Consider the following 20,063-nt stretch of genomic DNA (forward strand, 5'->3'; position numbering starts at 1 on the left):
GTTCGGAAATAGTTGACATTTATCTAGTGAAATAGTAATATACTATCAGGAACAAGGTAAAAGAATATACTATGCGTATAATTTAGGGGATATGGCCCGAAGTTTCTACCAGACCGCCGTAAATGGTCTGACTACGCAGATTAGTAATGAACTAGATGATAGTTTACTATTTACTATGATCAGATTACTTTTCTCACGTAGTTTTTTGGTAGCAAGCTTAGATCCCCCATTTTGGTGGAATTAAGCTTGCTTTTTTTCTTTGCAATCATACTTGTTATTTTTAGGAGGAAAAGTAATGAAGAAGTTTTTTCAATTTGAACAATTAGGAACAAATTTCCGCACTGAATTTACTGCTGGATTAACAACTTTCCTAGCAATGGCTTATATTTTATTTGTTAACCCAGATATTTTAAGTGCTGCTGGAATGGATCAAGGGGCAGTATTTACTGCAACTGCAATCGCTGCAGCAATTGGTACGCTATTAATGGGTCTTTTAGCTAAGTACCCAATCGCACTTGCTCCTGGTATGGGATTAAATGCATTCTTTGCCTTCTCCGTTGTAATTGGAATGGATATTCCTTGGGAAACAGCTTTAGCTGGCGTATTAGCATCTGGACTTATCTTTATTGTTTTAACATTAACTGGTCTTCGTGAATTAGTTATTAACGCCATCCCTGCTGAATTGAAAAAAGCAGTTGGAGCTGGTATTGGATTATTTATTGCATTTGTTGGTCTTCAAAATGCAGGAATTGTCGTAAATGATGATTCAACATTATTGGCTATTGGAGATGTTACTTCTCCTGCTGTATTACTTGCTATTTTTGGTCTTGTTATTTCTGTTATCCTGTTAGCAATGAGAATAAAAGCAGGAATTTTTTATGGAATGGTAATTACAGCAATCGTAGGGTTAATTTTTGGATTAGCTGAATTTAATGGAATCGTTGGAAGTGTACCAAGTCTTGCTCCAACTTTCGGTGAAGCATTTACACACTTTGGTGATATTTTTACAATTCAAATGTTAGTTGTTATTTTAACCTTCTTATTTGTGGATTTCTTTGATACTGCAGGAACATTAGTAGCAGTCTCTTCACAAGCAGGATTAATGAAGGATAATAAATTACCACGTGCAGGTAAAGCATTATTTGCTGACTCAGCTGCAACAGTAGTAGGTGCCGCAGTTGGTACTTCCACAACTACTTCATATATCGAGTCTTCATCAGGAGTTGCAGTTGGTGGACGTTCTGGATTTACTTCAGTTGTTACAGCAGGATTTTTCTTACTAGCATTATTCTTCTCGCCATTATTAAGTATCGTTACTTCAGCAGTTACAGCACCAGCATTAATTATTGTGGGAGTTTTAATGGCAACTGCACTTAAGGATATTGATTGGAATGACTTTACAATCGCTGTTCCGGCATTTCTAACGGTTATCATGATGCCATTAACATACAGTATCGCAACTGGTATTGCTATTGGATTTATTTTCTACCCAATTACGATGCTTGTAACTGGAAAAGCGAAACAAATTCATCCGGTAATGTACTTCTTGTTTGTGATATTCGTTCTTTATTTCATTTTCTTATAAGATAGTAAAGCAAAATCACTTATGTGGTTTTGCTTTTTTATATATTGGGGAGTTGTGAGTGGCCGAAGTTAGAAGATAAGTAACCGAACGCGTAGAAAAAATCGCCGAACATCAGTGATTCGCCGAAATTAATTGGAAATTAGCCGAAGCATTGCACATAATCGCCGGACTTTTGCCAGAAATCGGCGAACCCCAGTAAATATTCACCGAACCAGAGGGAAAAATACTACTATAACCACATTCATCTATCTACCCTCAGTACCAAACTCCTATTCCAAACAAAAAAACACCCTCCCAAGAGGATGCTCATTCAACCTACTGCCAATTCTCCGCAATGAACTCATCACGGCCAGACTTGGCACGGTCTTCTTTATATTCTTTTTCACTTTTTTTATAAAAGTCTTGATGATAGTCTTCAGCTGGATAGAATGTAACGGCTGGTAATATTTCGGTTACGATAGGCTTAGAGAATTTACCACTATCGGCTAATGCTTGTTTAGAAGCTTCGGCTTGTTCTTTTTGCTCGTCGTCATGATAGAAAATAGCTGTACGGTATTGGTCGCCTCGGTCTTGGAATTGACCACCTGCATCGGTTGGGTCAATTTGGCGCCAGTATACTTCTAGTATTTCTTTATAGGAAATAATACTTGGATCGAAGGTGATTTCAACTGCTTCATAATGTCCAGTTGTACCTGTTTTTACTTCATTATAAGTAGGGTTTTCAAGATGTCCCCCAGTATAGCCTGACACTACAGCATGAACCCCGTCCCACTGGTCGAAAGGTTTTACCATACACCAGAAACAGCCACCAGCAAATGTTGCTTTCTTTAATGTTGTCATTTATAAATCCCCCATATTGAACTGTAGCCGAGCTACATCATAATTTACTTAGATTAAGAATATATAAAACTATATCATATTTTATATAAACTATCATAAGGAAATATTCCAGAAAATAAAAATTGTGATAAAATGTATAGAAGATTATGACTTTACTAGCAACTAGCAAGAAAGGAGTGAATGTGATGCGAAATATCCCTATCATCCAAAGTCAGTACGCTCCACCACCAATACGTGAGCGTTTTATACGTCGTGGAAATTTGAATCGTAAATTATCGGCTATTTCCAATCACACGTTAACCCTTCTTTATGCTGGGGCAGGCTATGGGAAAAGTACTGCACTTGCTTTATACGTACATGATTCCAATGTAAAGGCATGCTGGTATACGATATCAGCAGCAGATGATGATATACTACCTTTCTTTACTAAAATAGTAGCAGCAATTAAAATGCACTATCCTAAGTTCGGAAAAAATATTGATAAGAAATATGAAGAACTTGGGAGTTATATAGATACAGAACAAATCTATGCTTTGGCATCAATGTTTATTAATGAACTAATGGAGTTAAAAGAAGATATCACAATCATATTGGATGACTATCATCACGTGAATTCTTCTTATGAAATTGAGAAATGGATATTATTTTTACTAGAGCATTCCCCCTCAAATGTACATATTGTGATATCTAGCCGAAAGAAACCGAAGTGGGAGATACTCCCGAAAATGAAAGTGCAGGGCGATTTACTGGAAATTACGCAGGACGATTTAATTTTATCAGCTAATGAAATGTACTTTGTTTTAGAAGATTTATTAAATATAGAACTTAGCGATGAAAAAGTAGACAAAATCTATGAGCTTACAGAGGGCTGGGCAATTGCTTTTCATATGATCACCCAACAGTTAGTAGATGAGTCATCAATCGATACGATTTTTAAGAATCGCCAACCATCGCTTGAGGACTTGTTTGAATACCTAGCATCTGAAGTGCTAACGAAACAATCCTTAATTATTCAGCAGTTCTTATTGCAATCTAGCATTATGGATGTTTTAGTTCCAGATGCTTGTGATCATGTACTACAGATTAACGGATCTGGGGATATATTAAATGGTTTATTTGAGCAAAATTTATTTATTGTAGAAGGGGAAGAGAATTATTTCCGCTATCATGCATTGTTTAAAGCATTTTTAGAAAATCGTTTGCAGAAAAATTATCCATCTGAATATAGCAACCTTCATGTTAGGGCAGCACAATACTTTGAAAGACAAGAAAATGTGGAAGGTGCGATTTATCATTACCGGAAAGTAGAGAAATATGCGCAAGTTTCTGCTTTAGTACATGAATATGGGGTTATGATGCTACGGTCTGGCAGGCTACAAAGTTTATATGATATTTTAACCGTTATTCCGGATACGTATAAAGAAATATATCCTGTGCTTTATTTTTACCAAGGAGAAATTGAACGGTATCGCTCGCAGTATGATAAAGCAGAAACGAATTTTGACCGGATTATTAGTATTATTCCAGGCTATGACCAGGAGAATTATAATTTGATTGGGCTAGCTTTTGAGGGGAAAGCACGGATTTATTTAGATACGATTCAACCAGATCAGGCTGAACGCTTTGTAAAGCAAGCAATTAATATGCGGGAAAAAGAGAATACCCCTAACGAAGAGATGGCTCAGCTTTATCAACTATTAGCAGAGAATCTATTAAACCTAGGACAGGCAAACAAGGCAGAGGCATGGTTTGATCGTGCGAAATCTCTCAATATACCGATTGAGGACGGGAATTTAGAAGGAAGAATTCTTCTTCGAACAGGTAGGTTGGCAAGAGCGAAGGAAGTATTATGGAGACGGAAAAAAGCAACCAGTGAAACATTTTCAAAGCACTTGCCACAATCCCATCGTGAAACAGACTTACTATTATCTATTATTGAAGCGTTTATGGGAAATGCGGAAGAGAGTAAACAACTAGCTTCAGATGGAATACAACTAGGACTAAGAACGCAATCCCCATTTGTGGAAGCGTGTGGATGGATGAGGATGGGACATGCTGTTCAATTATCCGAATATGATTCCAATCTTGCCTTAGAATGCTATGAGACAGCATTAGAAATAATGGAGAAGATAAATATTTCAAGAGGAAAGGCAGAACCTTACATGGGGATGTCGATTCTTTTTGGGAAAAACCAAGATTATGAACGAGCGGTAGAGTCAGCAAGAAAAGGGCTTGCTGAAACAGAAAAGGTAAAGGACAAATGGTTGAGTGCACTAATAAAGGTGGGACTACTGTTAACAGAAATTTATAATTTTCATTATGACAAAGCAAAAACGATTCTAAAGGAAGTCCGTGATGATTTCCAAAGTTGCGGGGATCGGTATGGGTTGATGGTAGCTGCTTTTTGGGGGGCATTTATTGCTGATCGGGAAGACGATGATGAGAACTTTATAGAGCATATGACATATTTTATACAGGAAATCCAAACAGAGGGCTATGACTTTTTCCTAAAGAAAAAGACTGTATTCGGCCCAACTGACTTACAAAATATTGCCCCACTCTTATTAAAAGCAAATCATCTAGGAATTGAAACACAGCTTGTTTCGAAATACATGGCTGAGCTTCAATTAAATGAACACAGTAATCACCCTGGATATACGTTAACAATTAAGGCGTTAGGTATTTTTCAAGTGACGATTGGTTCTAGAGTCTTAGAGGATCGAGATTGGCAACGAGGTAAAGCTAAGGAGCTATTTGAACTATTTGTTACCAATCGCAGTAAGCTTTTATCAAAAGAAGAGATTTTTACAAGCCTTTGGCCTGAACTGGACCCGGATACGGCAGGGAAGAATTTCAAAGTTTCATTTAATGCATTATTGAAAGCACTTGAACCAAAACGGAAGGCTAGAGAAGAATCTTTCTTCATTATTCGAAAAGGTAGCTATTATGGCTTAAATCCAGAATCAGGCTATGAGTTAGATATTCATAATTTTGAGACGTTAATTGCAAAAGGCTTAGAAGAAAAAGAGGCAAAAAAAGCAAAAGAACTACTGGAAAAGGGATTAACTCTATATCGTGGAGGTTATCTAGAAGACCTCCGTTACACCACTTGGTGTGAATCGGAAAGAGAAAGATTAGAAACGCTGTTCTTACGTGGATCAGAAAGACTTGCACAAGTTAATGTAAGAATACTAGATTTCCATGCAACTATAAAACTTTGTGAAAAAATTATAAGCGTAGACCCAACCTGGGAGGAAGCGTATCGACTATTAATGTATAGTTATTATCAATTAAATAATCGACCACAAGCAATAAAATGGTATGAAAAATGCTGCCATGTTCTCGATGAAGAATTAGGTGTTGAGCCAATGGCACCAACAAGGGAGATGTATGATTTAATTATTGAGTCGGAGGAATTAAGTTCATATTAATAAATGTATAATGTAACTCTATCTCAGATAACGGAGATGGAGTTTTATTTTTTCATAAAAAAGTTATTGATATTTTTCTGAATACTTTTTATAATATAAAAAGTGAGAGGTGATTCATATGTCAGAAATTAAATTAACAAGAAAAGGGCTAATGACGAGGCAAAAGATATTAGATACAGCAGAGGATATCTTTGGAGAGAAAGGATATTTTGAAACATCCATTGCTGAAATAACGTTAAGAGCTGGTGTAGCGCAAGGGACTTATTATAACTATTTTTCAACAAAAAAAGAAGTGTTTGAAGAATTAATTCGGCAACTAAGCTCCAGTTTTCGTCACCAAATTAAAGTAGCAATGGAAAAGGAAACTTCCTTTGAAGCGAAACAACGTGCAGGATATGTTGCATTCTTTGAATGGCTAACCAATCATCGCAATTTATATAGTATCGTACAACAATCTGTTTTAGTCGATATGAACCTTTATCGTTGGTATTATGAAAAGATTGCCGAAGGATTTATAAAAGCAATAGAAGAGGCGATTGATAAGAAAGAATGTAAACCATTAAATCCAGAAACGGTTGCGTATTGCTTCATGGGGATTGGTCAATTTATTGGAATGCGTTGGGTTTTCTGGGAGAAAGAAACTGTACCAGATCATGTTTTTGATGAAGCAATGGAAATTATATTTAACGGTATCAATAATTAGGAGGGGTTATTGGAATGAAGCCTATTTCCTACTGGGTTCATAAAAGGGCTTTTATTACACCAGATAGAATTGCATTAATAGGAGAAAAAGAGAGTTATACGTACAAAGCATTATCAAATAAAGTCAATCAAATGGCAACATTACTTCAACACCACTTTCATTTACAAAAGGGAGACCGGGTAGCAATCCTTTCTCAAAATCGAGTAGAGTACATGATTACATATTTTGCAATTGCCCAGCTAGGTCTTGTTGCAGTTCCACTGAATGTTAGGTTGACTGCAAAGGAATTAGAATTCCAAATAAAAGATAGTGGTGCTACTATCATTCTTTACGAAAGTAGAACTGCTAAGCTATACGATGAGGTGTGTAACTATGTTAATTTTGAAAACGCTTACTATTTTGATGAGCCCTTTGAAATAGTTGAGCAACCATTGATAGAAGCTAGTGTGAACACATCAGAGGACCCATTTATCATTTGTTATACATCAGGAACTACTGGGAGACCTAAGGGAGCGGTTTTAACCCAGGATAATATGTTTTGGAATGCGTTAAACAATCAATACGCTATCGATATTACTTCTAATGATAATGTAATTGTGCTTTTACCGTTATTTCATATTGGAGGTATTGGACTATTTGCATTCCCAGCTCTTTTGGCGGGGGGGACAGTAGTAGTTCCGTCTAAATTTGATCCTAAACAGGCTATTGAGATGATAGAAGAATATGAGGTTACCATCGTGATGGGTGTTCCTACAATACATGATGCCATCCGAAAACATCCATTATTTGAATCAGCAAATTTTAAAACGGTTCGCTGGTTTTATAGTGGAGGTGCTCCGTGCCCTAAGGAATTGATTGAAGCATATTTGGATAAGGGCTTACCATTTGGACAAGGAATGGGCATGACGGAAACTTCCCCTACTATTTTTATGCTAGTTCAAGAAGATTATAAGAGAAAAATAGGCTCAATAGGCAAACCAGTTATGTTTTGTGATATTGCCATTGTTGATGATAATGGGAATCCTGTTCCAAGAGGAGAAATAGGAGAGTTACTCATCAAGGGGCCACATGTTATGAAAGAGTACTGGGGTTTACCAGAAAAAACGAAAGAGGCTATACGTGATGGTTGGTTTTATTCCGGTGATTTAATGAGACAGGATAAGGAAGGTTTTGTATATGTAGCTGGTCGCAAGAAAGACATGATTATTTCTGGTGGGGAAAATATTTATCCTTTAGAGATCGAACAAGTGCTAAAGGAGCTAACTGCAATTAATGAAGCAGCAGTTGTTGGCATGCAGAATGAAAAATGGGGAGAAGTCCCCGTAGCTTTTGTCTCTCTCAATATTGATATAGATATTACTGAAAATGAGATTATAAACTACTGTTCTACTAAACTAGCAAGATACAAGATACCGAAACAAATTACGATACTTGAAGATTTACCGAAAAACGCTACGGGAAAGATTGATAAAAAAGCTCTACTAAATCTTCTAACAAGAGAGGGAAGAATATGAAATATAAAATTGGCCAGAAAGCTGAATTCACAAGAACAGTAACAGAAACGGATATTGTCTTATTTGCAGGTTTAAGTGGAGATTATAACCCAATCCATGTCGATAAGGAATATGCTAAACAAACATTTTTCCGCGAACGAATTAGTCATGGTATTTTAACCGCAAGCTTTCTGTCTAGGTTACTCGGTATGCACCTTCCTGGGCCTGGTTCTGTTTATGTATCACAAACTTTGAATTTTACTAAGCCGGTATACATTGGTGATACGATTACTACTCGTGGTGAGGTAATAAAACTTGATGAGGATAGACGACTAATTACCGTTCAAACAACTTGTATGAACCAAAATGGAGAAATAGTTCTGGATGGAGAAGGAGTCATGAAACTATCAAAGGAGATGATAAAACGTGATAGGGATTGAGAAGGTAAGCATTTATGAGCCTGAAATAATTGAAACAGCAAGGGCATTAGAAGAGAAGACAACTATTCCAGAACATGTTATTAAAGAGAAGTTTGGTCTATATGAAAAGAGGATAGCACCAAATGATTTGCACGCTTCTGATTTAGCAATTGCTGCCGGAAAGGAAATTTTACAAGAGATTGATCCAGCATCCATTGATGTTGTGATTTATTTTGGTAGTCCCTATAAGGATTATCAAGTATGGACGGCTTCATCTAAAATACAACACGAGCTTGGTACGAAGAATGCTTATTCCTTTGAAATGATGAATGTAAGCTCTTGTTTTCCATTAGCAGTAAAAGTAGCTAAAGACATGTTAGTATCCGATTCTAGTATTCAAAACATTTTACTGGTAGGTGGATCGAAGGAATCGCAAATTGTTAATTACAAGAACCCAAGATCTCGTTTTATGTTTAATTTTGCGGATGGGGGAGCAGCAGCACTAATAACGAGAAATGCAACGAAAAGTGAAATACTAGGTTCCTCCATTATGACAGACGGATCTTTTAGTAAGGATGTCTTAGTTCCAGGAGGAGGTTCTGTAAATCCAACAAGTTATGATGTTGTAGAAAAAGAAATGCACTATATTGATGTACCTGACCCACTCAGCATGAAAGAACGGTTAGATCCAGTTTCCGTCCCCAACTTTGTAAAAGTCATTAAGGAATCCTTAGAAAAAAGTGGAGCCTCTCTTCAAGATTTAAAACTACTTCTACCACTACATACAAAAAAATCAATGTTCACCGAGATTATGCAACAAGTAGGATTAACAGAAAATCAAGCAATCTATTTAACACATCATGGACATATGTCAGCACTAGATCCCTGTTATGGACTATATTTTGCGGGAAAAAGGGGGTTACTGAAAAAGGGTGAACTAGCTGTTCTTGTATCTGCAGGAACAGGCTATACATGGGCTGCAACGGCTGTTAGATGGCAAAATTAGAGTTTGTAACTTTACTGTAACTACATGAAGTTATGATTTGTTTTAAGTAATATTTCCAAATTATGAGGGGGAACATGTTTATGAATTTGAAACGAACAATTGGCATTATGGTTACATTGCTTTTAGTCGGATTTTTAGCTGCTTGTGGTAACGGTGCATCTGGAGATTCTGACGATACAATTAAAATTGGCGTACTAGCTTCCATGACAGGGGCACTAGAATCCTATGGAAAGCAAACGACAAGAGGATTTGAATTAGGCCTTGAATATGCAACAGATGGAACAATGGAGGTTGCTGGGAAGAAAATTGAATTTATTATTGAGGATACAGAAACAGATCCACAAATAGCTCGCCAAAAAGCGCTAGCATTACTTGATGACGAGAAAGTCGATATCCTAATGGGCTCTTCAAGTTCAGGTGATACTTTAGCCGTTACACCGCTCGCGGAAGAGTATGAAAAAATTATGGTTGTAGAGCCAGCAGCGGCAGACAGTATTACAGGCTCTGAATACAATGATTATATTTTTAGAACAGCTAGAAACTCATCCCAAGATGCAGCAGCAGCGGCTGCAGCAGTTGCTGGAGAAGGAGTTAAAATTGCGACATTAGCTCCAGATTATTCATTCGGACATGATGGTGCAAAAGCATTTATTGCAGCGGCAGAAGAATTAGGAGCGGAATTAGTTTTAGAAGAATACGCAGATCAAGCTGCGACTGATTTTACAGCGAACATACAGAAGATTATTGAAGCGGAACCAGACTATCTCTATGTCGTTTGGGCAGGTGCTAATACACCATGGAATCAAATCGTTGATATGAAAGTACAAGATCATGGAATTATGGTAACAACTGGAGTGGCCGATTTAGCAACACTACCTTCTATGACTCCACTACTAGGTATGGAAGGATTTACATTATATTATCATTCTCTACCAGACAATGATGTAAATGATTGGTTAATTGAAGCTCATCAAGAAGAGTATGGGGAAGTTCCAGACCTATTTACCGCTGGAGGAATGAGTGCAGCAATCGCAATTGTGGAAGCGCTTAAAAAGACAGACGGAGATACAACGGCAGATGTCTTAATTGAAACCATGGAAGGCATGAGTTTCGAAACGCCTAAGGGTACGATGACTTTCCGTGAAGAGGATCATCAAGCATTACAAGAAATGTATTCTGTAACATTAGAGGAAAGTGACGAATTTGACTTTCCTGTACCAGTATTAAAACGTGTATTAACACCAGAAGAAACAGCACCACCAATATTGAATCAATAGAGAGTGTGTAGGGTAGCCAAACTCAGTCCGCGAATCGCCGAACACTGAGTTGAAATCGCCGAATCAGGTGGGATTCGCCGAACTAGGTATGAAAGTCGCTGAACCTTGGCCAGGAATTATCGGACCCGGTTCACGAACCGCGAACCCTGAGCCGAACTCGCCGAACCAGGTGAGTGTCGCGGAATTAAGCTTGAGAAACGCCGAACCTTGGTTAGAAATTACCGAACGCAGTTCACGAAACGCCGAACACTGAGTTGAAATCGCCGAATCAGGTGGGGTTCGCCGAACTAGGTATGAAAGTCGCTGAACCCTGGCCAGAAATTACCGAACCGAGTTGGAGAAATGCCGAATATCAGCCCGAACTCGCCGAACTAGGTGGGGTTCGCCGAACTAAGATTGAAACTCGCCGAACCTTGGTTAGAAATTACCGAACCCAGTTCACGAAACGCCGAACATCAGAGAGTACTCACCGGACCAGGTGGGTGTCGCCGTACTAAACTTGAGAATCGCGAGGACCCACCGCATCCAATGCAACATAAAAAAATCATGGGATACCCTTGCCACTTGGCGAGGGTTGTTCCCTTATCAACAGTAAAGGAGGAGCTATATGACGTTCATACTAGAAACAAAGGACCTTACGATTAATTTTGGCGGTCATGTTGCCGTTAATCATGTAACCGTTCAAATCCCAGAAAAAAAATTCACATCCATTATCGGCCCAAATGGTGCTGGCAAAACTACTTTTTTCAATCTACTAAGTGGTCAACTATCTCCATCCGAGGGCTCCATATTCTTTAAAAATCAAGATATTACGAAAAAATCCGCAACGGATAGAACGAGACTTGGAATTGGGAGATCCTTTCAAATTACCAATGTATTTCCTAATTTAACCGTACTAGAAAATGTTCGTCTAGCTGTTCAATCTCAAGCAAACGTGCGGTACCAAATGTTTAAACACTTCTTGCGTTATAAGAAATTTGAAGAAAAGGCTCATGCCATATTGGATTTAGTGTTACTTAACGATAGGGCGGACTATGTAGCAGCTAATCTAGCACATGGGGAAAAAAGAAAGCTAGAAATTGCGATGTTGTTGGCGTTAGAAACAGAAATTCTATTACTCGATGAGCCGACAGCAGGTATGTCTCTTGAGGAAGTACCGGCCATTATTGAGGTGATTAAACATATTAAGGCAGAAGAGAATCGAACAATTGTATTAATTGAACACAAGATGGATATGATTATGGACTTATCCGATGAAGTCCTTGTACTATTCCACGGAGAATTAATTGCCAAAGGTACTCCAGATGAAATAGTAGAAAACGAAACGGTCCAATCCGCATATCTAGGAGGAATGTACGATGAGCAGTTTACTTAAGCTTTCTCAGGTGGAGGCATTTATACAACAATTTCATATTTTACATGATATTAGCTTCGAAGTACCAAAAGGAGAAGTTACCGTTCTACTTGGAAGGAATGGTGCTGGAAAGACGACTACATTAAGAACAATTATGGGTTTAAACCCTGTATCAAAAGGTTCCATAACATTTAAGGATGAGGATATACCCAATTTGAAGCCTCATTTAATTGCCAATAAAGGAATTGGATACGTACCTGAAGACCAAGGGATTTTTGAGGATTTAACTGTTGGGGAAAATTTACGAGTTGCGATGAAGCGTGAGGACGAGGAAACAACAGAGCGATTAGAGTGGATTCTTCAATTGTTTCCAGATTTAAAGAAGTTTTGGAAAAAGCCGGGTGGTCAGTTAAGTGGTGGGCAAAAGCAAATGCTAGCTATAGCGCGTGCTTATGTGAATGAAAATGATTTACTCCTGATTGATGAACCTAGTAAAGGGCTAGCGCCAATTATAGTAGAAAAGGTAATGGAAACGATTCTCCAAATGAAAGAAAAAACGACTATTCTACTAGTGGAGCAAAATTTTATGATGGCAAGTAAAATTGGCGATCAGTTTTACATTATTGATGATGGCCAAACAGTTCACAATGGCTTGATGGGAGAATTAAAGGAAGACAAAGCATTAATGAAAAAATACCTTGGTGTATCTTAAGGAGGAAATGACATGGACTTAATTGTTAGCTTAACAGTCAATGGACTTGCAACAGGTATGTTAATATTCCTCCTTGCTGCGGGATTAACACTAATATTTGGTTTGATGAGCGTGTTGAACTTTGCACACGGAGGATTATTTATCTGGGGTGCGTATACTGGAGTTTGGATCTATCTATTAACAGATAGTTTCTTTTTAGGAATTATTTTAGCTATTTTAACAGGGTTAGTGCTAGGACTTATAACGGAACGACTTATTATTAGACCGGTCTATGGGAATCATATTCAACAAATATTGATTACGTTAGGATTTATGCTCGTTTTACAAGAGTTAATTAAGGTTGTTTTCGGACCAGATCAAAAAGCGGTTTATCCTCCAGCATGGTTAGAAGGGAGTTTTCAACTAGGTGATATAACACTAATAAAATACCGTTTGTTCATAATAGTGGTGGGAATCGTTCTTTTTCTAGCCATATTCCTGATTCTGAGGAAAACACGTATTGGTTTAATTGTTAGGGCAGGTGTTATGAATCGTGAAATGGTTCAAACACTTGGAATTAATATACGTTTTGTCTTCATGGCAGTCTTCATGGTAGGAGCTGCACTTGCTGCACTAAGTGGTATGTTACATGCTGGATACTCAAGTGTAATTTATGCAGAAATGGGACTAGAGTTTTCTATCCTTGCCTTTATTGTAGTTGTAATCGGTGGTATGGGAAGCTTTACAGGTTCATTATTTGCAGCATTATTAGTCGGTTTGGCACAAGCATATATGGCTTATTATGTGCCTGCATTATCACTTGCAGTAAACATGCTAATTATGACCATAGTACTAATCTTTAGACCACAGGGATTATTTAAGGTGAAGGGGTGAGGGGCATGGTATTACGAAGTATGTCAAAAAGTAATTTAATCTATCTTGGTGTTACAGCAATCTTGCTCATTTTACCATTTATTTTAACAGGTCGAAGTGTCCAATTCATGATTACCCAAATCTTTATCTTCGCAATTTTTGCGATGAGCTATGATCTTCTACTCGGTTATACAGGAATCATTTCATTTGGTCATGCGATGTTCTTTGGAATTGGTGCTTATACAACGGCTATTTTTATGGATCGTTTTGATGCTAGTTTTGGAGCGTTACTATTAGCGATTGTAGTTTCGGTATTGTTTGCTGGAATAGTGAGCTTTATCGTTGGCGTGTTAACTTTAAGATTGAAGAGTCATTTCTATGCGATGCTAACCCTAGCTTTTGCTGGATTATTCTTAGTAGCAGCAGAAAAATGGCGTTCACTTACAAAAGGAAATGACGGGTTTACGATTAAAGTGCCGGAATTGATAAGGGATTCTACGACTCTATATATTGTAAGTTTAATTTGTTTAGTATTAATTTTCTTTGGACTAAGAAGATTAACCAATTCACCGTTCGGAAGAGTTTTAGTTGCAATTCGGGAAAATGAAAATCGTACCGAGTCCTTAGGATTTAAAGTACTCCACTATAAAGTGTTAGTCAGTATCGTAGCTGGTGTTGTAGCAAGCTTCGCTGGGGTTTTATATATGCTGTCACTTCGTTTTGTTAATACAAGTGTGTTTCATACAGATATGACAATTGATGTTCTATTGATGACAATCATTGGTGGTGTCGGTACACTTGTTGGTCCAATTCTTGGTGCAGCACTTATTGAGTTAGCACATCATTGGATATCAGGACTTGCGAATGTTCACTGGGTTTTTGAGCGTTGGATTATTCTTTACGGAACAGTCTATATTCTAGTTGTAATTTTCTTCCCGCTAGGAATTGTTGGAACACTTAGGCAGAAGTTTGCAGGACGTTCGAAAAAGAAAGTGACTATTGAGGAGAAGGCTAGTTAAGTAGGGGGTGAAGTGATGGCGTCGATAGGAATTGTTAGTACAGGTGTTTATCTTCCAGAAAATAGAATGACGGCAAAAGAAATATCAGATCAGGCAGGAATTCCTGTTGAAGTTGTAGAACAAAAGATGGGAATAAAAGAAAAGCCTATTCCTAGTAAAGATGATCATACAGCCGAAATGGGGATCCTTGCCGCCAAACGTGCAATTGAAAAAGCGGGTATAAACCCGAAAGAAATTGATCTTGTCATTTATATCGGTGAAGAGCATAAGGAATATCCTTTATGGACAGCTGGAATTAAGCTTCAGCATGAAGTTGGTGCTGTACATGCATGGGCATTTGATACAGCATTAAGATGTGGAACGACGATTATGGGGCTAAAGGTTGCAAAAGATATGATGAAATCAGACCCTAGCATAAATACAGTACTTCTTGCAGGCGGGTATCGCAATGTTGACTTCATAAATTACAAGAATCCTAGAACTCGATTTATGTTCAATTTAGCAGCTGGTGGTGGTGCTATAATTTTGCAAAAAGGCCATCATGCCAATCAACTACTAGATTCGCATATCATTACTGACGGTTCCTTTTCTGAAGATGTCTATGTCACAACTGGTGGGACGAAAAATCCAATCACAAAAGAAACATTAGAGGCTGGGTTGTATCAGTTAGATGTTCTCAATCCCTCTGGTATGAAGGAACGGCTTGAGCTTAAATCGATGAAAAATTTTATAACATGTATTGAACGTGCGCTTGATAAAAGCGGCTATACAAAAGAAGATATCGGTTATGTTGCGATGCTTCATATGAAAAAGTCAGCGCATTTATATGTGCTAAACCAACTTGGGGTGGATCATGATAAATCTATATATCTAGAAGATTATGGTCACATTGGGCAGATGGACCAAATATTATCACTAGAATTAGCGGAAGAGCAAGGCAAGTTGAAGCAAGGAGATATTGTGGTGTTAGTCTCTGCAGGCATTGGCTATGCTTGGGGGGCAAATATTATAAAGTGGGGAGAATAAGGAGGATCACTAATGGCAAATGTCGTGCTCAAAAAAGTAAGTCTACCAAATGGTGAGGAATTTGCTTATCGGGAACGTGACGGTGGAGAGGACATCGTTGTGTTAGTACATGGAAATATGACCTCTTCTGTTCATTGGGATTTAGTAATCGAAAATTTATCAGAACAGTATAAAGTTTATGCAGTGGATTTAAGAGGGTTCGGTGAATCTAGCTATCACAATCAGATTACTGCTATTAAAGATTTCTCACATGATGTAAAACAGTGGGTAGATATTATTGGGATTAAAGATTTTGCCCTTGTAGGATGGTCGTTAGGTGGAACGGTTTGTATGCAATTTTGTGTTGATCATCCAGGGTTATGTAATCGATTATTCCTTCTTGCCTCTGGCTCTACCCGTGGTTATGCTTATTACCCATTAGGTGAAGACGGTATGCCCGACGTTAACAACCGAATTCAAACATTAGATGATATGTTTAAGGACAGTAAGCGTCTCGCTGTTCAAGGAGCATATGATTCGAAAAACTATGATTTGCTTCGTCAAACTTGGGATATGGTCATTTATACGGATAATAAGCCAGATGAAGAACGCTATCAGAAGTATTTAGAGGATATGACAACACAGCGTAATCTAGCAGAAGTTTACCATGCACTTAACATCTTTAACATCAGCTCAGTTCATAATGGGTTAACAGAAGGGGAAGACCGTGTGAAAGATATCGACATTCCGGTCCTTATTGCCTGGGGTGAGAATGATTTAGTCGTTACGAAACAAATGACGGAAGAAATCCGGGAAGACTTTGGTGACAAGGCAGTTTATAAAGAGTTAAAAGGGTGTGGACATTCTCCATTAATTGATGATTTAAATCTGTTAATCGGTGTTATGGAAGAGTTTTTCTCTAGTGTTACTAGTGTGAATTAAAACAGTAAAAGGAGTTTAATAAATGAGTAGATTACAAGATAAGGTAGCGATTATTACTGGAGCAGCAGGTGGAATAGGGTTTGAGGCAGCACGTAAATTTGGTCATGAAGGCGCGAAAGTTATTATTGCTGATTTTGATGAAGCTAAGGGTATAGAAAGTGAAAAGAATTTACTTGAAGAAGGGATTACGTGTAAGTTTGTCCAAGTAAACGTTGCTGATCGTGAAAGTGTCGATACGATGGTGGATAAAGCTTTAGCTGAATACGGTAAGATTGATATTTTAATTAATAATGCCGGAATTACGAGAGATGCGATGCTATCAAAAATGACACTAGAGCAGTTTCAACAAGTAATCGATGTAAACCTTACTGGGGTATTTAATTGTACCCAGGCGGTATTACCATCCATGGTTGAACAAGGGAAGGGTAAAATTGTCAATACCTCCTCTGTGACAGGGACATATGGAAATGTCGGGCAAACGAATTATGCAGCAGCGAAGGCAGGACTAATTGGGATGACGAAAACATGGGCGAAAGAATTAGGGCGAAAGGGAATTAATGTAAATGCCGTTGCACCAGGTTTTACTATGACTGCAATGGTATCTGCAATGCCTGATAAAGTGATTGATAAGATGAAGGAAATGGTACCGATGCAGCGACTAGGGAAACCTGAAGATATCGCAAATGCGTATCTATTTCTAGCATCAGATGAGTCGGATTATGTGAATGGACATGTGTTGCATGTGGATGGCGGAATTATGATGTAATTGGACTTATGGTTTAAGGCGTTTGGATGAGAATCCTACGCCTTTTTTGCTGTTTAAGAAAGTGCAGAGGAGTATCTTCATGGGTAATTGTGAAAACTTCGGGTCATATCGATTCAACTTCGGGTGAAGCAACAAAAACTTCGGGTCAAATCCAACAAACTTCGGGTCTTTAGCCTCAAAAGGGAATCTGTAACCGTCATGTAACTCCAATTTCCTAAACTATTAATAGAATGTGGAGGGATACGGATGCATGCGAATTTGGACTGGTTACAGAGTAGAGTCAATATATCTCCAGAAAAGCAAGCAGTTGTAGATGCTATGACGGATGATTCTTGGACTTATAAAGAACTTCATGAAAGAACGAATATAATAGCAAATTTCTTTTTAACAAAGGGAGTTAAAAAAGGTGATCGAGTTGCTATTTTAGCGCCGAATCATATTGGGTATTTAGATTTCTTTTTTGCTTGTATGCGGATAGGGGCGATTTTTATCCCATTAAACTGGCGATTAAGTACGGATGAATTGACCTATGTCATAGAAGATTCTAAGCCTAAAATAATAGGAACGGCACCGTCGTTTTTGGATAAATTACAACAAACTGGATTGGATGCAGATATCATTCATATCGATGACAATCATTATTATAGAACGCTGAACTATGAACAACATATTTTTGAAGTGGCAATGAAGGAAGAGGATCCACTTGCCATGATTTATACTGGGGGAACGACAGGGCGCCCAAAGGGTGTTGTTTTATCTCATCGCTCAATATTATGGAATGCTTTAAATACAATTGTAAGCTGGGACCTCGGTGCAGATGATGTATCGTTAATTACCACTCCGATGTTCCACACAGGCGGACTAAATGTGTATACGCTGCCTTTATTATTAGCTGGGGGAAAGGTAGTTCTATCTCCTGATTTTCAGCCAAAAAAAGCGGTCGAAGACTTAATGAAATATCAATGTACGGTCGTGCTATTTGTCCCAACGATGTACCATATGATTATTCAAACGAAGGAATTTCAAGAAGCGAGTTTTCCGAATATGAAAGTGTTTGTTTCTGGTGGAGCTCCTTGTCCACATAAGATTTATGATGCCTTTTGGGAAAAGGGGATTGCTTTTAAAGAAGGTTATGGATTAACAGAGGCAGGGCCGAATAATTTTTTCATTGATCCAAAAGATACCATTCGTAAAATTGGTTCAGTCGGTAAGCCGATGCTATTTAATACTATTAAAATTGTGAAGGATGATGGTTCACTTGCAGGAGAAAATGAAGTTGGGGAACTTATCCTAAAGGGTCACCATTCATTTGAATATTACTGGAATAAGCCGGAGGAAACGAAAGAAGTCTTGAAGGACGGTTGGGTCCATACAGGTGACCTTGCTAAGCAAGATGAAGAAGGCTATGTGTACATCGTAGGGCGCAAGAAAGAAATGATTATTTCCGGTGGAGAGAATGTGTATCCACTAGAAATTGAACATTGGCTAGAAGCTCATGACTTAATTGATGAGGCAGCTGTTATTGGTTTACCTGATGAAAAATGGGGTGAAATCGTGACGGGATTTGTTTCATTAAAGGGGGACTTAACGGAGGAAGAGTTAATAGCATATTGTAATCAAAAACTAACTCGGTATAAAGTTCCTAAGAAGTTTTATTTCCTAAGTGAACTACCGAAAACACATGTTGGAAAAATAGATAAAGGATTATTGAGGAAAAAGGTTATTAAAAATAGCACAACCTTGTAATAGATTGGAGCTTTGTTGTATTAGTCCTTACTCTTACTAATAAACTCACACAGTATAACTATTGCTGTGTGAGTTTCCATTTAATTAAACTTTTTGCTGGACATGCACCATAATTTTTGTGACATATTCTCCCTCATGATTTTTCACAATCGAATCGTATATGTATTCTTCAAACACATAATCACCTAAAGTTAAATTTAAACGCTCCATTTCGGTAAGAAGCCGTTTGTATGTGAGGTTGACCGTTGAGACATCCCCAACATGGTAGCCGATAAGAAAATCCCCCTTAACAGCTTTAAAATATGGGTGACCTTCCTTAGGGGTAGGCTGCTCAATATATAAATAACTATAATTTGTATATTCTCCCTTTAAGATGTGCTCCTTTTTCGTTATGACTCCGATTGGATATCCGGAATCTAGATTGGATATGTATAACTCATCGATGAAATCAGAAACAACTTCTACAAATTCTTCATTTGATATGTTTTCAATATTTCTACTTAAATAAAGTGTTGCTTCTGGTAATGGTGTTAACGTTATTCGATTAAAATCGGTTTTCGCTGCTTCTTCCATTAATTCTATTTTCGCTTCAATAATTTTTTCCTTCATTTCTATCTCTTGACGCTTCTTTACAACTTCTTCTTTCTTTTGATACATCAAATCCAAAAAACGTTCAGGTGATTTGTTGTTCATGTAGTTTTGTATATCTTTAAGTGGCATATCTAAATCTTTTAACAAGTCAATCACCATAAACAATTCTAATTGGTGAATGGAATAAAAACGATATCCTTTATCATTTTTCAATACAGGGGATAAAAGCCCAATCTGATCATAATAAAAAAGGGTTTGTTTATTTACTTTACAAAGTTTGGCAAACTCACCTGAACTCAAATATTTCTTTTTTTTACTCATT

General features: G+C 37.7%; 17 protein-coding genes and 1 riboswitch. Of the genes, 15 read left to right on the forward strand and 2 right to left on the reverse strand.

The features are described from left to right. The first annotated feature begins 53 nt into the window (after window positions 1-53). Window positions 54-154, forward strand: a riboswitch (purine riboswitch). 141 nt (window positions 155-295) lie between these two features. Beyond that, on the forward strand, window positions 296-1,585 hold the full coding sequence (locus AB1K81_RS14730) for an NCS2 family permease (RefSeq protein ID WP_412977430.1): 1,290 nt from the start codon (window positions 296-298) through the stop codon (window positions 1,583-1,585). Between the two features lie 315 nt (window positions 1,586-1,900). Here AB1K81_RS14730 and msrA read toward each other — a convergent pair whose 3' ends face one another. Further along, window positions 1,901-2,425 (reverse strand): peptide-methionine (S)-S-oxide reductase MsrA, encoded by a 525-nt coding sequence (gene msrA / locus AB1K81_RS14735; protein WP_412977431.1) that lies wholly within the window; start codon window positions 2,423-2,425, stop codon window positions 1,901-1,903. Window positions 2,426-2,610: 185 nt separating this feature from the next. Here msrA and AB1K81_RS14740 point away from each other — a divergent pair, with 185 nt between their 5' ends. The 14 genes from AB1K81_RS14740 (at window position 2,611) to AB1K81_RS14805 (ending at window position 19,150) form a co-directional block, all read left to right on the forward strand. Next, complete coding sequence (locus AB1K81_RS14740) at window positions 2,611-5,856, forward strand: AfsR/SARP family transcriptional regulator (RefSeq protein WP_412977432.1); 3,246 nt, start codon at window positions 2,611-2,613, stop codon at window positions 5,854-5,856. A 118-nt stretch (window positions 5,857-5,974) separates the two neighbouring features. Beyond that, a complete protein-coding gene (locus tag AB1K81_RS14745) occupies window positions 5,975-6,559 on the forward strand; it encodes a TetR/AcrR family transcriptional regulator (RefSeq protein ID WP_412977433.1) in 585 nt (194 codons plus the stop codon). Window positions 6,560-6,573: 14 nt separating this feature from the next. Then, the gene (gene menE, locus AB1K81_RS14750; protein WP_412977434.1) at window positions 6,574-8,073 is read left to right on the forward strand and encodes an o-succinylbenzoate--CoA ligase; all 1,500 of its coding nucleotides are present in this window, start codon (window positions 6,574-6,576) and stop codon (window positions 8,071-8,073) included. Then, window positions 8,070-8,492, forward strand: coding sequence for a MaoC family dehydratase (locus tag AB1K81_RS14755; protein ID WP_412977435.1), 423 nt, complete (start codon window positions 8,070-8,072; stop codon window positions 8,490-8,492). The genes menE and AB1K81_RS14755 overlap by 4 nt, the downstream gene beginning before the upstream one ends. After that, entirely contained in the window at window positions 8,479-9,477 is a 999-nt protein-coding gene (locus AB1K81_RS14760; protein ID WP_412977436.1) for a 3-oxoacyl-ACP synthase, read from the forward strand. The genes AB1K81_RS14755 and AB1K81_RS14760 overlap by 14 nt, the downstream gene beginning before the upstream one ends. Window positions 9,478-9,557: 80 nt before the next feature. Next, a complete protein-coding gene (locus AB1K81_RS14765) occupies window positions 9,558-10,754 on the forward strand; it encodes a substrate-binding domain-containing protein (protein ID WP_412977437.1) in 1,197 nt (398 codons plus the stop codon). 607 nt (window positions 10,755-11,361) lie between these two features. Then, the gene (locus AB1K81_RS14770; protein WP_412977438.1) at window positions 11,362-12,129 is read left to right on the forward strand and encodes an ABC transporter ATP-binding protein; all 768 of its coding nucleotides are present in this window, start codon (window positions 11,362-11,364) and stop codon (window positions 12,127-12,129) included. Continuing rightward, the gene (locus AB1K81_RS14775; protein WP_412977439.1) at window positions 12,113-12,820 is read left to right on the forward strand and encodes an ABC transporter ATP-binding protein; all 708 of its coding nucleotides are present in this window, start codon (window positions 12,113-12,115) and stop codon (window positions 12,818-12,820) included. Before AB1K81_RS14770 ends, AB1K81_RS14775 begins: the two co-directional genes overlap by 17 nt. 12 nt (window positions 12,821-12,832) lie before the next feature. Beyond that, a complete protein-coding gene (locus AB1K81_RS14780) occupies window positions 12,833-13,693 on the forward strand; it encodes a branched-chain amino acid ABC transporter permease (RefSeq protein WP_412977440.1) in 861 nt (286 codons plus the stop codon). 5 nt (window positions 13,694-13,698) lie between these two features. Further along, complete coding sequence (locus tag AB1K81_RS14785) at window positions 13,699-14,691, forward strand: branched-chain amino acid ABC transporter permease (RefSeq protein WP_412977441.1); 993 nt, start codon at window positions 13,699-13,701, stop codon at window positions 14,689-14,691. Window positions 14,692-14,706: 15 nt separating this feature from the next. After that, on the forward strand, window positions 14,707-15,717 hold the full coding sequence (locus tag AB1K81_RS14790) for a 3-oxoacyl-ACP synthase (RefSeq protein ID WP_412977442.1): 1,011 nt from the start codon (window positions 14,707-14,709) through the stop codon (window positions 15,715-15,717). A 12-nt stretch (window positions 15,718-15,729) separates the two neighbouring features. After that, window positions 15,730-16,638, forward strand: a complete 909-nt coding sequence (phaZ, locus tag AB1K81_RS14795; protein ID WP_412977443.1) for an intracellular short-chain-length polyhydroxyalkanoate depolymerase — start codon at window positions 15,730-15,732, stop codon at window positions 16,636-16,638. A 22-nt stretch (window positions 16,639-16,660) separates the two neighbouring features. Next, on the forward strand, window positions 16,661-17,404 hold the full coding sequence (gene fabG / locus AB1K81_RS14800; protein WP_412977444.1) for a 3-oxoacyl-ACP reductase FabG: 744 nt from the start codon (window positions 16,661-16,663) through the stop codon (window positions 17,402-17,404). 246 nt (window positions 17,405-17,650) lie between these two features. Next, window positions 17,651-19,150 (forward strand): class I adenylate-forming enzyme family protein, encoded by a 1,500-nt coding sequence (locus AB1K81_RS14805; RefSeq protein ID WP_412977445.1) that lies wholly within the window; start codon window positions 17,651-17,653, stop codon window positions 19,148-19,150. Between the two features lie 84 nt (window positions 19,151-19,234). Here AB1K81_RS14805 and AB1K81_RS14810 read toward each other — a convergent pair whose 3' ends face one another. Then, window positions 19,235-20,062 (reverse strand): MerR family transcriptional regulator, encoded by an 828-nt coding sequence (locus tag AB1K81_RS14810; RefSeq protein WP_412977446.1) that lies wholly within the window; start codon window positions 20,060-20,062, stop codon window positions 19,235-19,237. Window position 20,063: the final 1 nt, after the last annotated feature.

It is taken from the genome of Ornithinibacillus jepli (assembly GCF_047228935.1).
GTDB lineage: Bacteria > Bacillota > Bacilli > Bacillales > Amphibacillaceae > Ornithinibacillus.

Coding starts and splice junctions, on each gene's coding strand:
- msrA (WP_412977431.1), bottom strand. CDS start 2,425: ATGACAACATTAAAGAAAGCAACATTTGCTGGTGGCTGTTTCTGGTGT.
- AB1K81_RS14745 (WP_412977433.1), top strand. CDS start 5,975: ATGTCAGAAATTAAATTAACAAGAAAAGGGCTAATGACGAGGCAAAAG.
- AB1K81_RS14780 (WP_412977440.1), top strand. CDS start 12,833: ATGGACTTAATTGTTAGCTTAACAGTCAATGGACTTGCAACAGGTATG.
- phaZ (WP_412977443.1), top strand. CDS start 15,730: ATGGCAAATGTCGTGCTCAAAAAAGTAAGTCTACCAAATGGTGAGGAA.
- AB1K81_RS14740 (WP_412977432.1), top strand. CDS start 2,611: ATGCGAAATATCCCTATCATCCAAAGTCAGTACGCTCCACCACCAATA.
- AB1K81_RS14770 (WP_412977438.1), top strand. CDS start 11,362: ATGACGTTCATACTAGAAACAAAGGACCTTACGATTAATTTTGGCGGT.
- AB1K81_RS14785 (WP_412977441.1), top strand. CDS start 13,699: ATGGTATTACGAAGTATGTCAAAAAGTAATTTAATCTATCTTGGTGTT.
- AB1K81_RS14775 (WP_412977439.1), top strand. CDS start 12,113: ATGAGCAGTTTACTTAAGCTTTCTCAGGTGGAGGCATTTATACAACAA.
- AB1K81_RS14730 (WP_412977430.1), top strand. CDS start 296: ATGAAGAAGTTTTTTCAATTTGAACAATTAGGAACAAATTTCCGCACT.
- AB1K81_RS14805 (WP_412977445.1), top strand. CDS start 17,651: ATGCATGCGAATTTGGACTGGTTACAGAGTAGAGTCAATATATCTCCA.
- AB1K81_RS14765 (WP_412977437.1), top strand. CDS start 9,558: ATGAATTTGAAACGAACAATTGGCATTATGGTTACATTGCTTTTAGTC.
- AB1K81_RS14755 (WP_412977435.1), top strand. CDS start 8,070: ATGAAATATAAAATTGGCCAGAAAGCTGAATTCACAAGAACAGTAACA.
- menE (WP_412977434.1), top strand. CDS start 6,574: ATGAAGCCTATTTCCTACTGGGTTCATAAAAGGGCTTTTATTACACCA.
- fabG (WP_412977444.1), top strand. CDS start 16,661: ATGAGTAGATTACAAGATAAGGTAGCGATTATTACTGGAGCAGCAGGT.
- AB1K81_RS14790 (WP_412977442.1), top strand. CDS start 14,707: ATGGCGTCGATAGGAATTGTTAGTACAGGTGTTTATCTTCCAGAAAAT.
- AB1K81_RS14810 (WP_412977446.1), bottom strand. CDS start 20,062: ATGAGTAAAAAAAAGAAATATTTGAGTTCAGGTGAGTTTGCCAAACTT.